The organism is Collinsella sp. AF19-1LB (assembly GCF_003459655.1).
Lineage (GTDB): Bacteria > Actinomycetota > Coriobacteriia > Coriobacteriales > Coriobacteriaceae > Collinsella.
The window spans coordinates 17,066-30,163 of the sequence record NZ_QRWO01000025.1; the positions used below are offsets into that span (position 1 = coordinate 17,066).

Annotated in this window: 10 protein-coding genes and 1 tRNA gene; 2 read left to right on the forward strand and 9 right to left on the reverse strand. The window is 61.5% G+C overall.

Annotated elements, in window-relative coordinates:
- Positions 1–6: 6 nt before the first annotated feature.
- The 9 genes from mrdA to DWX39_RS08250 form a co-directional block, all read right to left on the reverse strand.
- Positions 7–2,076 (reverse strand): penicillin-binding protein 2, encoded by a 2,070-nt coding sequence (gene mrdA / locus DWX39_RS08210; RefSeq protein ID WP_055249986.1) that lies wholly within the window; start codon positions 2,074–2,076, stop codon positions 7–9.
- Positions 2,077–2,089: 13 nt separating this feature from the next.
- Positions 2,090–2,656, reverse strand: a complete 567-nt coding sequence (locus DWX39_RS08215) for a hypothetical protein (protein ID WP_117583249.1) — start codon at positions 2,654–2,656, stop codon at positions 2,090–2,092.
- Between the two features lie 11 nt (positions 2,657–2,667).
- Positions 2,668–3,609 carry a rod shape-determining protein MreC gene (mreC, locus tag DWX39_RS08220; protein ID WP_117759294.1) on the reverse strand — a complete coding sequence of 314 codons (942 nt, stop codon included), beginning with the start codon at positions 3,607–3,609 and terminating at the stop codon, positions 2,668–2,670.
- Between the two features lie 78 nt (positions 3,610–3,687).
- Positions 3,688–4,719 carry a rod shape-determining protein gene (locus DWX39_RS08225; RefSeq protein ID WP_006236061.1) on the reverse strand — a complete coding sequence of 344 codons (1,032 nt, stop codon included), beginning with the start codon at positions 4,717–4,719 and terminating at the stop codon, positions 3,688–3,690.
- Positions 4,720–4,846: 127 nt separating this feature from the next.
- On the reverse strand, positions 4,847–6,151 hold the full coding sequence (locus tag DWX39_RS08230; RefSeq protein ID WP_233512210.1) for a tetratricopeptide repeat protein: 1,305 nt from the start codon (positions 6,149–6,151) through the stop codon (positions 4,847–4,849).
- Positions 6,152–6,162: 11 nt separating this feature from the next.
- Entirely contained in the window at positions 6,163–6,705 is a 543-nt protein-coding gene (locus DWX39_RS08235) for a peptidylprolyl isomerase (protein ID WP_117736658.1), read from the reverse strand.
- 107 nt (positions 6,706–6,812) lie between these two features.
- Positions 6,813–7,955: a zinc ribbon domain-containing protein gene (locus DWX39_RS08240; protein ID WP_158561643.1), complete on the reverse strand. Its 1,143-nt coding sequence runs from the start codon at positions 7,953–7,955 to the stop codon at positions 6,813–6,815.
- Positions 7,956–8,058: 103 nt separating this feature from the next.
- Positions 8,059–10,776 (reverse strand): HAD-IC family P-type ATPase, encoded by a 2,718-nt coding sequence (locus DWX39_RS08245; RefSeq protein WP_117759298.1) that lies wholly within the window; start codon positions 10,774–10,776, stop codon positions 8,059–8,061.
- Positions 10,777–10,852: 76 nt separating this feature from the next.
- A tRNA-Arg gene (locus DWX39_RS08250) sits at positions 10,853–10,929 on the reverse strand.
- 204 nt (positions 10,930–11,133) lie between these two features.
- On the opposite strand from DWX39_RS08250, the gene aroF reads away from it, so the two are divergent.
- Together aroF and DWX39_RS08260 are read left to right on the forward strand one after the other, a co-directional pair.
- On the forward strand, positions 11,134–12,156 hold the full coding sequence (aroF, locus tag DWX39_RS08255; protein ID WP_117759300.1) for a 3-deoxy-7-phosphoheptulonate synthase: 1,023 nt from the start codon (positions 11,134–11,136) through the stop codon (positions 12,154–12,156).
- Between the two features lie 3 nt (positions 12,157–12,159).
- Positions 12,160–13,074: a prephenate dehydrogenase/arogenate dehydrogenase family protein gene (locus DWX39_RS08260; protein WP_117759302.1), complete on the forward strand. Its 915-nt coding sequence runs from the start codon at positions 12,160–12,162 to the stop codon at positions 13,072–13,074.
- Positions 13,075–13,098: the final 24 nt, after the last annotated feature.

Below are 13,098 nucleotides of genomic sequence, written 5' to 3' on the forward strand. Positions count from 1 at the left end.
AACCTCCTATCGAACCGAAGAATCGCCCGAGGCCGAAGAGGTATCGGGCTCGTCATAAATCACGCCGAGCACGTCGCGCACGACATGCATCGCGGTATCCGAACCACCGCCGCCCTGCTCCAGGACAGTAGCGATGACATACTTGGGATCATCGGCCGGTGCATAGGCGCAGAACCACGCGTATTCGTCCTCGCCGCTTTTCTCGCCCGTGCCCGACTTGCCGTACACCTGCGGCGTCAGGGTGCCAAAGTGAGCCGCCAGGGACGTCGATGCCGTGTAAATCACGTCGTGCATGCCGTTGCGAACAAGAGTCAAATCCGAATCGCTGTTGATCTTGGCCTCCAGGCGCTTCTTCTTGCCCTTGCCGTTGTACTTATAGGCATCGCCGTCGCCATCGCGCGACACGGCAGACAAAAACACGTGAGGCACGTACTGCTTGCCGCCGTTGGCAAGACCCATATAGGCGCACGCCATCTGCAGGGGCGTCACCAGGATGTCGCCTTGGCCGATGGCAATGTTGGTCATATCGCCGGCATTCCACTTGCGGTCCTCGGCAGAGGCGTCGGTAAAGTACGACTCTTTCCACTCGGCATCGGGAATACGGCCCGCGCCCTCACTCGGCAGATCGATACCGCAGGTCTTGCCTAGGCCCCAGCGACGAAAGACCTCCTGCAGGCCCTCGGAATGTTGCTCGTCATAAAAGAAGGCCTTGCCCATGTCGTAGAAGACGGGGTCGCACGAGTTGGCGATACCCGACTGCAGCGTCATGGTGCCGTGGCCAGACGTCAGCCAGCAGCGCTTGCCCCAAGCCTTGCCCAGGCCCGTCCAATAGCCCGTGCAGTTGGTTGTCTGCGTTGAAGTGTAGGTTCCAAACTCAAGACCGGCCAGTGCCGAGAGCGGCTTGATGGTCGAAGCCGACATGTACTGTCCGCTAATGGCGCGGTTGAGCAGCGGGTGCGAACCCTTGTCATCATTGAGCTCGGTCCACACGTCATTTGAGACGCCGCCGATAAAGACGGACGGATCGAACTTGGGCTCGCTCGCCATGCCCAGGATCTCGCCATTGTTGGGATCGAGACACACCACAGCGCCGTTGCCGGCATTGCTGTAGCCAGTGGTCTTGGCAAGCTCGATGGCGCTCGCCAGCGCCGTCTCACAGGCCTGTTGGATCTTAAGATCGAGCGTGAGCTTAATGTCGGAGCCGGCCTTGGCGGGCACGGCGCCGGCCTGACCGGTCACATTGCCCGAGGCATCGACCTTGACGGTCTGCTCGCCACGAATACCCTGCAGCAGGTTTTCGTAGTAGCTCTCAACACCCGCCTGGCCCACGATATCGCCCGACTGGTACGTAATCCGGCCAGCAGAAGCATCATCATCACCAGAGGTTTTCTTATTCTGGGCCTCGAGCTGCTCGGAGGTAATGGTGCCGGTATAGCCCAAGATATGGCATGCCGTCTCGCCATATGGATACTGGCGCTCGGTACGCTCGGCAATCTTGACGCCCGGGAACTCGCCGGCGTGCTCCTGAATATAGGCAACCGTGGAGCGACGGACGTCCGTCGCGATGGTATGCAGGCTCTGAGCGCCCTCGGAATTGTCCTGAATATTGCGCAGCACCGCCACGTAGGGCATACCGAGCACGTTGGCAAGATGGCGAACCAGAACCTCATCCTCGGCAAGGTCGCGGTAGGCCACGACAGCAAGTGAGGGACGGTTCTGGACAAGCGCCACGCCATTGCGGTCGAGGATGCGGCCGCGCACAGCGGGTGTGGTAACGGTGCGCGTCTGATTGCTATTAGCCTGCTTTTCGTAATAGTCCGACGAGACCATCTGCATGCCCCACAGCTTGACGGCAAGCGCCGCGAACATCGCGCCCACACCCGTGGTGAGGATGGAGAAGCGGCCCTTAAAGGCGGTCGCCGCGGTATTGCCCTCGCCCTCGGTGGCGCGCGGGGCCGTCCCATGCTGCGTATCGTAGGTAAAACGAGAATCGCCGCGACGCATAATGACCAGTGCGACCACGATAGCCACAACCAGCACGATACCGGCGATAATAACCGTCATCTGGGAAGACATCTACGAGCCTCCCCTATTTGAGCTTACGGGTCTTGGGCTTAAAGCGCATGCCCGTCTGGCGTCCGCCACGTGCGGAGAATCCATAACCGGACTGCGGCACGACGCCGGACATCAAAAACGGAATGGCAACCAGACCCGTCAGGATCGAAGACGGCAGCGCATGGCCGAAGATCGCCACGACAAAGCTCGTCTCCAAACCCATAAACAGCAAGATGATGCTGTAGATCACATTAATGACGAACGCGAAGGCGCCCACCGTGATGCCGCGCGCACTCGGGGCACCGCCCGTCTGACCGGCAGCGCTATGCACCAGGGCAAAAGAACCCACGGTCAGCAGGAGCGACATAACGCCCACCGGCACGGCAGCGGAAAGGTCATAGAACAAGCCGCTGCAAAAACCGCACACGACGGCACGGGTCGGGTCGCCCGAGAACACGCTTAGGCACACCAGGATAATCATAAAGTTGACGCGACCGCCCGCAATGGAGATCTGCGGTGCCAGGCCTGCCTGCAGCAGCACGCACACAATGGCGGCGATTACAAACGTGCGGGAGCTCATCCCCTGCTCGTGTAGATCCATGGACATGCCCCCTATTCGCTCGAGCCGGAATCGGTCGTCTCGGACGTGTCGGAACTGTCATCCGGGCTCTCGTCCTTCGTCTTGGTCGCAGCATCGCGCGACGTTCCCTGCGGCGTGCTGTTGGCCGTATTCACGTCCTCATCCGAGGCCGACTGTTCGTCGGTCAGCGAGGTAATGACCAGCACTTCCTCGTTGTTCTCGGCCGTCGTCTGGGCGCGCACCACAATGGTGTAGTACACGTCGTTAGCCGATTTCTCAACAGACGAGACGGTGCCGAGCGGTAGACCCTTGGGGAACACACCGCCAATGCCCGAGGTCACGATGATGTCGCCAACCTTAACGTCGGAATCGACGCTCACGTACTCAAGACGCAGCGTGCCGTCAGCCTGACCCTGCAGCATGCCCTGGGCGCGCGTGTCCTGCACCATAGCGGACACGCCCGAGTTCTCATCGCCAATCAGGCGCACGGTGGACGTCTTGGCCGAGACCTCGATAATCTGGCCTATGACACCGGCAGAACTCGTCACAGGCATGTTGATGGTAAGACCGTCGGCAGAACCCTTATCGATGGTGACGGTCGAGGTCCAGGCATCGCCCGAAGCGCCGATGATACGAGCTGCGGTTGATTTGAGGTTGTAGGTCGACTGCAGGCCGACCAGCCCCTCCAGTCGCTCGGCGGTCTTTTGAGCCTCGGAGAGCTCGGCAACCTTAGAGGTCAGTTCCTCGTTTTGCTTCTTAAGCTCGTCAAGCGTGTCCTGCGACGCCGTAAGGTTAGAGAACACGTTACCGATCGCATTGAAGGGAGCCGCCACAGCCGAGCCCACAAAGCGCACCGGCGAGGTAATCGTCGTCACGCCCGAGCGCACGGCATGAATCGGTCCTGCCTCGCCCTCGCGGATGTAAAACGTGAGCAGCAACACCGAAATCAGGCTGAAAACAATCAACGGGCGCATACCCGTTGATTGTCGCTTGGTATTCAGATTTGTGGAGAAACCCGAAGATCGTGCCAAATGGAATCCACCTTTTGGAAATTAAGCATTGGTCTGGACGAAGCCGCCATCAAACGCATTGGCCTCGAGCACGCGGGCACAGCCGTTAACGACGTTATCGAGCGCCGTGGGGCTAACATTGACCGAAACGCCGGTCTCATCGCGCAGGCGCACGTCGAGACCGCGCAGCAGCGCGCCGCCACCGGTCAGCAAAATGCCGTAGTACATAAGGTCCGAGGCAAGATCGGGAGGCGTAGCGTCGAGTGCGTCCTTGACGGCCTTGGCCATCTCGTCGAGCGGCTTGTTGAGCGCGCGACGAATCTCCTCGCTCTCGATGCGCACGGTCTTGGGCAGACCGGTGATCACGTCGCGGCCGTTGACCTCAACGTCGAGCTCGTCCTTGAGCGGCACGGCGGAACCGACCTTGATCTTGATGTCCTCTGCCGTACGCTCGCCGATGGCCAGGTTGTAGGCATCACGAACGTGCGTGAGGATGGCCTGATCGAACTCGTCGCCGGCAATACGAATGGACTGCGAGACGACGATGCCGCCCATAGCGATAACGGCGACCTCGGTGGTACCGCCGCCGATGTCGATGACCATGGAGCCGGTGGGTTCCTCGACGGGCAGGTCGGCGCCGATAGCGGCTGCCATAGGCTCTTCGATCAGATAGGCCTGGCGGGCACCGGCCTGGATCGTGGCCTCAAAGACAGCGCGCTTCTCAACCGACGTGACACCGGAGGGAACGCAGACGACGACACGCGGACGCGGAGTCCACGGATAGCGCTTCTCGGACGCCTTATCGATAAAGTAGCGAAGCATGGCCTCGGTAACATCGAAGTCGGCGATGACGCCGTCCTTCAGGGGACGAACGGCCACGATGTTGCCGGGCGTACGGCCGAGCATGCGCTTTGCCTCGATACCGACCGCCAAGATGCGCTCGTCGTTCTTGTCGATGGCGACAACAGAGGGCTCGCGAATGACGATGCCCTTGCCGCGCACGGAGACAAGCGTATTTGCGGTGCCGAGGTCGATGGCAAGATCGCCCGCATAGCTACCGAAGAACATATCCATCAAAGAAAACAACGCAACTCCTGATGTGTTGGATGATTGCTGGAAAACTACTAGCCCATCATACTAGCGCAAGCCCGGCACCTCACTTGCGGTGAAGCGCCGGGCAAAGCTAAATCCCATAAGGTCACTACTGGTTGTCAGCAGCCGAGAAATCCATATCGAGCGAAGAAACGGCCCAGCCGATATGGTTGTCGGAGCGCACGAATTTGACGGTGTACTCCTGCTCGCCGCCCTTGGACAGCGATGCCTTCACCTTGGCGGTCGTCTCGGTCATGGACTGATCCATGCCCTCGACGGACACGGTGGCACCCTGCGGAATCGAGGAGATGATCATCGACTTAGCGGCCTCGGACAGGCTCGAGGCCAGGCAAGACTCGGCCTTTGCGGCGTCACCGTCGCCGGCAGCCTGGAACAGATCGGTAACGACAGACTCCTGAGACGGGAAGCCAAAGCCGCGCGTGTAGGCAAAGCCCAGACCGCCCGCGGCGATCAAAATGAGCAGAAGCAGCACGATGAAGACTTTAAGACCCGTGTGGCGATGGCGACGACGGACCTTGGCCTGCTTACGATCCTGACGGTCCTGCTGGACCATCTCGGACTCGGACAGCGTAAAGAAGCCGGTGTCCGAGGGATCGGGCATAAACTGACCGGTCGCGCCCGTAGGATCGAGCGGATCGACGGCAGGAGCGTCCATCGCGGGCGCCGGAGCCGTGGCCATAGCCGTCTGGGCAGACAGCGCAGCAAGCGAATCCTGCACGCGGGCAAGCTCATCGGCCTGCTCGGAGGTGAGCTGGTAGATGCCATCGGCAGTAGCGGCGTTAAAGGCGTCGAGTGCGTCGGAGGGACGGCCGGCGGCAGAAAGCGCCTGACCCATGCCGGCGTTGAGCGCACGCGTGTCGTCGCGGGGGCCGGCAAAGTCGATAGCCGTGCGGTAGGTCTCCACGGCATCCGCCGGACGGCCGAGCTTAATGAAGCAACGACCGAGCTCGCCGAGTGCGGCGGCAGGAGCCGGATTGGCGCCGTCGATGGCAGCCTGACGGAAGGCGGTTCCCGCGTTGGCATAGTCGCCCGATTGGAACAGCGCATTGCCCAGACCCAGATAGGCCTTGAACGGCGTGGCATAGGAAGCATCCTGCGTAGCAGCAGAGAACGCCTGAGCGGCCGTCGTGTAGTCGCCCACCGCGGCGAGCGCCTTGCCGCGGTTGGTGAGCAGCGCGCCGCGCTTGCCATAGGTGCCGTCGTTGAGGGCGGCGGCATAGGCCTCGGCGGCCTCGGCATACATGCCCAGGTGCATCAAGGCGTTGCCACGAAGGTGGTCGGCCTCGCCCATAATCTCATCGGGAGTCTTTGCCGCCCCAAGCATCTGGGCTGCAGCGGAAAAATCACCCGCGCGGTAAGCGGCGCGGCCCTGTTGGATCAGCTGGCTATTCAAGGAAGTCCCCTTTACTCGTGAACGATCTCGACATGAACGATCTCGTCGCCGGCACGCAGCTGCGAAATCACATCGAGACCCTCGACCGTGGTACCAAAGACGGTGTAACCGGAATCGAGGTTATGCTGGGCACCCAGGCAGAAGTAGAACTGCGAACCCGCGGAATCGGGGTCCATGGAGCGCGCCATGGCAAGGGCGCCATCGACATGGCTGTTGCGCGGATTGGTGGCGAACTCGCCCTTGATGCAGTAGCCGGGGCCACCGGTACCGGGCATGCCGTCGGGGCCCTCAAGACCGGCGGCGACGTCGGCGCCGGACATGTCGCGGGTATTGGGGTCCCCGCCCTGGATAACAAAACCGGGCACATAGCGATGGAACTTAAGGCCATCATAGAAGCCCATCGTGGAAAGCTCGCAGAAGTTCGCGACATGAATGGGAGCGCCCTCGCCGTCAAACTTGACCTTGATGGTACCCTTCGACGTCTCGATTACGGCGCACTCGTCGCCGACAAGCTGATACCCGGGCGTGTAGAGCTCTTTCTTAAAACCAAACATGTGGTTCCTTCCTCGTGCGTTTAAAGCATATTTGTACGAATTGTAGCAATAAGCACGGGCTTACATCAATTGCGCACGTAGGTTATGCCGACTATGGCGAACTATTTTTAGGAACGCTGCTGCGGCTTCCAGGAACCCACATTGGCGTCGTACTGGTTCAGCGCGCTGTTGCCACCCTGCGCGATGGGCGCCAGGATCTCGCTTTGGTGGGAACTCATCGACTCGCCATCGGGAATGGCCAGCGAGATATCCCAGCTCTGGCAGATCACGTCAACGCGCTCATACATCCACTCGGCAAGCTGCTTTAAGTGGGCGATGTCGTCCGCATAGACCGTATCGTCCTGATACTTAAGATTGTTGAGCTCATCTTGCGTCTTTTTAATCTGGTCACGCAGGGCGTAGGCACTCTGCGACAGCTCCTGACGGGTGGACAGCGGCGTTCGGAGATAGCCGTTGTTAAAGGAATCGATGACCTCGCCAATCTGGTCCTCGTCAGCATAGGACACGATGGTCTGATACAGACCGTCCAGCCTGGTATAGAGCTGATCATCGGTGAGCACGGTTTCTTCCTGGACCACCTCCGCAGAATCGTCCTGCTTGGCATCGTCCTCAGTGGCCTCGCCCTTTTGGCGCGTGGGGAAGGTGGTCTGTGCAGCTTGGCCAAACTGGTCGTAGAAGCCGGGCATAACACCCATGGGATCGGTCGTCACGAACCAATAGGCACCGCCGCAAACGACGGCAAGGACCGCGATGATAATGAGCGGCTTGGGAATATGACGCTTGTGCTTGTGATAGGCGTCCTCGTCGGGGTGCACCTTGCGCTTGGGTTTTTGAGCATCGTCATGCAGGGAAACGGGCATGGGAATATCGACCTTGGGAATACCGAAATCCTTATCGAAAGCCGGCAGCACGCAGGTCTCATTGGGGTCGGCGGCGTCCGAAAGCACCGCAGCGGCAGAGGCCGGCGCATGCGGCACCTCGGTGTCGATCTGCTCTTGCGTTAGGCGCGGAAAGCCCGCCGTGCGGCCCGCTGCCAGGTCGGATGCGGCCGCGTCCTCGGAGAGGATACCCGGAGCAGGGCGTCCGCATTTGGGGCACGTACGATCATGCGGAGAAAGACGGGCACCGCAGCCCTCACAGAACACGAACTCGGTGTGCTCGGGACCATCGCCCGGACCCACATAGGCGTTGCAGTAGGGGCAGAACGAGGCGCCGTCCTCGATAGTCTTAAGGCAATGCGGGCAGATCACGGCATCCTCTTTTCGAAGCAATTCAAATAATCGAGGTTAGAGCATAACATCGCCACGGCCCCACAGGAGCAAGGCACCAATTCAACATCGCCAGGGCGCGTAGTTACTTCTTCTTTTTGCTTGGCATCGAGACTTTGATGCCTTGGGCGGACTTGGTTACGCGAGAGCGCTTGGCTCCGGTACTCTTCTTTTTCTTGGGCTGGGCCTGGGCCACGCCCTCGAGTGCGCGGGCCTCGGCCTCACGAACGGTGCGCGCCTCACGGCGCTGCGCCATGTCGGCGGCGACGCGCTTGGCAAAACGCTCCGCCGTCGAACCCGTCGAGCTCACCTTGCCGCCACCGCGACCCAGGCGGACGCGCACACCGCGGCCAAAACCAGTTGCGGCATGACGACGACGCGGCCTGAGCGAATCCATCATCGTGGCGAGCTTAAAGAACACCGAGCAGGTAAAGACCACGATGGCAGCCAAGAAAACCATCTGACCCATCGTCAGATTGGCAATAGACAGCAGCTCCGGGAATCCGATAACGCCTACCAAGATGCCGGCGACTACAAACACAAAGAGCACCACACGTAAGGGCGTGAGGGGCTGCGAGATTCGCCAGATCAGGCTGACGCTCGCCGCGCACGACGTAAGCAGGCACATCGTAGACAGCGTGAGCTGGCTAAAGCCAAACACGCGCGCCACAAAGATATCGAGCGCCGCGGCCAAAATGACCGCAATCGACGCCGGCAGTGCCCGCTTGAGCACGTTCGTCAGGAACGACCCCTTCACGCGAGCATTGTTGGGCTCCAGGCCCAAGACAAAGCCCGGCGCGCCAATGCAGAAGAAGTTGATGAGCGTCATCTGAATCGGCTCGAAAGGGTACGGCGGCAGCGCGATGCACAGCGCCGCCAGGCCCATCGAGAACAGTGTCTTGGTCAAGAACAGCGAAGCCGAACGCTGCAGGTTGTTGATGGAGCGACGGCCCTCGGCCACCACGGCGGGCATCGAGGCAAAGTCGTTGTCGACGAGCACGATCTCGGCCACGTTACGCGCGGCATCGGAGCCGGCCGCCATGGCCACGGAGCAGTCGGCCTCCTTGAGCGCCAGCACGTCGTTGACGCCGTCGCCTGTCATGGCCACGGTGTGCTCGCGGCGCTTGAGCGCCTGCACGAGCTCGCGCTTCTGCTGCGGGGTCACACGACCAAAGACATGGTAGCGGTCCACTGCGGCATCGAGCTTGGCCGGCGTATCGAGCGTCGTGGCGTCCACATAAGCGTCCGCCCCCGGCACGCCCACAACGCGCGCGATCGACGACACCGTACGCGGGTCGTCGCCACTGATCACGTTGAGGGTCACGCCCTGCTCGTTAAAGTAGCCGATGGTCTCGGCCGCCGAGGTGCGAATCTCGTCGCGGATGGTCACAAAGCCCACGGGCTCGGCCTCGCCCACCATATCGCCATCGGGCGTAAAGCCGTCCACGAGTGCCACCACGAGCACGCGGCAGGTATCGGCAAGCTCGGCGACACGGTTCTCGACCTGGGCAAACGCACGATCAGAGAGCACAAACTGCGCCGCACCCATTACGTAGGAGCCCTGCGCAAATGAAGCGCCACTCCATTTTTTAGACGACGAGAACGGAATGACCGACAGCGGCTCAGACACCTCGACCGGGCGATCGGCGTAATAGTTGAGCAGCGCCTGGCAGGTCTCGTTGGCATCGGCCGAGGTCGCACGCGCCACGTTAGCCAGCGCAAAATCGAGCACCGTGGTATCGACGGGAACGGCGGCGTCGCTCTCCCCCACACCCATACCCTCGACCGGTAGCGGATAGGTACCCTCGACCTCCATGCGACCCGACGTGATGGTGCCCGTCTTGTCCAGGCACAGCACGTCGACGCGCGCGAGCGTCTCGATGCAGTAGAGCTGCTGCGCCAGCACCTTGCGGCGGGCCAGGCGCACCGTGGCGATGGCGAGCACCGACGAGGTCAGCAGCACCAGGCCTTGCGGGATCATGCCCAGCAGAGCGCCCACCGTGGACAGCAGCGCCGACGAGGGCACGCGGCCGGCCAGCAGCTCGGAGAAGCACCACGAAAGCGCGCTATCGCCCGGGGTTCCCGCGGCATCCCACAGCTCGCTCACACTCGAGGAAAACAACGCCAAACCGAGCGGGATCATGATGATGCTCGCAAACCGCACGATGGCGTTAAGCGCGTTCATGATCTCGGAATTGACCTTTTTGACGTACTTGGCCTCGTTATTAATTTTGGCCACGTAGTTGTCGGCGCCGACATGGATCACGCGGGCGCGCAGCAGGCCCGAGTCGATAAAACTGCCGCTCATGAGCTCGGAACCGGGCTGTTTCTTAATAAGGTCGCTCTCGCCCGTCAGCAGGCTCTCGTTCACGAGCGCCTCGCCCGAAACCACCACGGCGTCAGCGGGAATCTGGTCGCCACGCCCCAGGCGGATGATGTCGTCGAGCACGATCTGATCCAGGTCGAGCTCAACCTCGGAGCCGTCGCGCACCGCGATGGCCTTCTTGGAGGTCAGCAGCGTGAGCTTATCGACCATCTTCTTGGAACGCATGGACTGAATGACGCCAATAGCGGTATTGAGGAACACCACGAACAGGAACGTCAGATTCTTAAACGAACCGGTCAAAATGACCAGGAACGCCAAGATCACGTTGATCAAATTGAACAGCGTGCAGAGGTTCTCGATGATGAGCTCGCGGACCGACTTGGTCTTGAGCTCCATGTTGCGGTTGATCTTACCGGCGGCGATGCGCTCCTCGACCTCGGCGGTCGAGAGTCCGCGCTCGATATCCGTTGCTGCCATACCACGTCCCATCACGTCGCGTCGGTATAAGAAAAACCGCCCGGACCATGCGAGGTTCGGACGGTCTTACGTTCGATGGTGCCCCATGTTGGATTCGAACCAACGGCCTTCTGCTCCGGAGGCAGACGCTCTAATCCCCTGAGCTAATAGGGCCAACGGTTGGCATTATACCCAAGTGCACCACGGGCTATCAAAATAAAAGAAAAAGCTTTGCAATTCCGGGGAAGACGTGGCGCAACGGCTCACTTTAGAAGGCAAAAGCGAATCAGATAGTATAAACTCTCATGCACCATATATACACGGCTCGCGATGCGGGCCGTTTTTGCAAGGGTTATCCATCGAGGTGAGAGGCACACCATGATTGCAATTTTAAAGCAGAGCGCCAGCGACGAGGCCGTCAGCCATATCGTCAGCTGGATTGAGAAAAAGGGTCTGAAGACCGATGTCTCGCGCGGCGAGAACGAGACGATCATCGGCCTGGTGGGCGATACGACCAAGATCGACCCGTTCCTGCTCGAGTCCATGGACGTCGTCGAGCGCGTGCAGCGCGTCTCCGAGCCGTTCAAGCGCGCCAACCGCAAGTTCCACCCCGAGGACTCCGTCATCGACTGCGGCCACGGCGTCAAGATCGGCGGCGACCAGTTCCAGGTCATCGCCGGCCCGTGCTCCGTCGAGGGCGAGAACCTCATCCGCATCGCCTGCCGCGTGAAGGCCGCCGGTGCTACGATGCTGCGCGGCGGTGCCTACAAGCCCCGCACTTCCCCGTACGCCTACCAGGGCATGGGCCCCGCCGGTCTGGACCTGCTGTGCGAGGCGTCTGCCGAGCTCGACATGCCGATCGTCACCGAGATCATGGACCCGCGCGACGTGCAGGTCTTCCTGGACAAGAAGATCGACGTCATGCAGATCGGCGCCCGCAACGCCCAGAACTTCCCTCTGCTTAAAGAGGTCGGCAAGACCAAGACTCCGATCTTGCTTAAGCGCGGCATGTCCGGCACGATCGATGAGCTGCTCATGGCCGCCGAGTACATCATGAGCGAGGGCAACGACAACGTCATTCTGTGCGAGCGCGGCATCCGCACCTTCGAGACCCGCACCCGCAACACCTTCGACCTCAATGCCGTGCCGGTGCTGCACCACCTGTCGCACCTGCCCGTCGTCGCCGACCCCAGCCACGCCACCGGCTACACCCGCTACGTTGAGCCCATGGCGCTCGCCGCGACCGCCTGCGGTGCCAACGGTCTGGAGATCGAGGTCCACGACGAGCCCAGCCGCGCATGGTCCGACGGCGCCCAGGCCCTCACCCCCGATCAGTTCGACGACACCATGCGCCGCATCCGGGCCATCCGCGAGGTTGTCTGCCAAGAGACCATGGAGTAGCCCATGGGCACGGTGAGAAACGCGCGCGTTAACCAGGGCGGCCCCAAGTGCGCCGGCATCGTCGGCCTTGGCCTCATTGGCGGCAGCTTTGCCCGCGGCTATGCGCAGGCGGGCGTCCGCGTGCTGGCCTGGGATCCCGATGACGATGTCATGACGGCCGCCAGCATGGGCACCGTTGCCGGCGAGCTCAACGACGAGACGCTCGGCGAATGCGACATCATCGTCCTGGCTTGCTACCCCGAAGCCTGCATCGAGTGGCTCGAGGCGCACGCCCAGGCGCTCGCCGACGCCACCGATACCGAGGCCATCATGGGCCCCGTGGTGATCGACACGGTGGGCGTCAAGGGCATCGTGTGCGAGCGCGCCTTTGAGCTTGCCCGCGAGCACGGCTTTTACTTTGTGGGCGCGCACCCCATGGCGGGCACCCAGTTCTCGGGCTACGCTCACTCCCGCGCCGACCTGTTCCAGGGCGCTCCCCTGGTGCTCGTTCCACCCGCGGTAGACGATGCCCTTAAGCTCGAGCTCTTGGGCCAGGTGCGCGAGATGGTGCGCCCCTTGGGCTTTGGCAAGTTCAGCGTGACCAGCGCCGCCGAGCACGACCGCGTCATCGCCTTTACGAGCCAGCTCGCGCATGTCGTCTCAAACGCCTATGTTAAGAGCCCGACCGCTCAGGTTCACCACGGCTTTTCGGCCGGCAGCTACCGCGACCTCACCCGCGTAGCGCACCTCAATCCGCAGATGTGGTCCGAGCTCATGATCGACGACGCCAATGCGCTCGCCTTCGAGATCGACCATCTGATCGAATCGCTCGGCGCCTACAGCCGCGCGCTCAAGGACCGCGACCAGCGCTATCTGGAGAATCTCCTTGCCGAGGGCGACCGCATTAAGCGCGCACTCGACGACGAGGCCTCCCACTAGACAACCCATCACGCCAGGTCGAAA

Coding starts and splice junctions, on each gene's coding strand:
- DWX39_RS08260 (WP_117759302.1), top strand. CDS start 12,160: ATGGGCACGGTGAGAAACGCGCGCGTTAACCAGGGCGGCCCCAAGTGC.
- mrdA (WP_055249986.1), bottom strand. CDS start 2,076: ATGTCTTCCCAGATGACGGTTATTATCGCCGGTATCGTGCTGGTTGTG.
- mreC (WP_117759294.1), bottom strand. CDS start 3,609: ATGCGCCCGTTGATTGTTTTCAGCCTGATTTCGGTGTTGCTGCTCACG.
- DWX39_RS08235 (WP_117736658.1), bottom strand. CDS start 6,705: ATGTTTGGTTTTAAGAAAGAGCTCTACACGCCCGGGTATCAGCTTGTC.
- DWX39_RS08225 (WP_006236061.1), bottom strand. CDS start 4,719: ATGGATATGTTCTTCGGTAGCTATGCGGGCGATCTTGCCATCGACCTC.
- DWX39_RS08215 (WP_117583249.1), bottom strand. CDS start 2,656: ATGGATCTACACGAGCAGGGGATGAGCTCCCGCACGTTTGTAATCGCC.
- aroF (WP_117759300.1), top strand. CDS start 11,134: ATGATTGCAATTTTAAAGCAGAGCGCCAGCGACGAGGCCGTCAGCCAT.
- DWX39_RS08245 (WP_117759298.1), bottom strand. CDS start 10,776: ATGGCAGCAACGGATATCGAGCGCGGACTCTCGACCGCCGAGGTCGAG.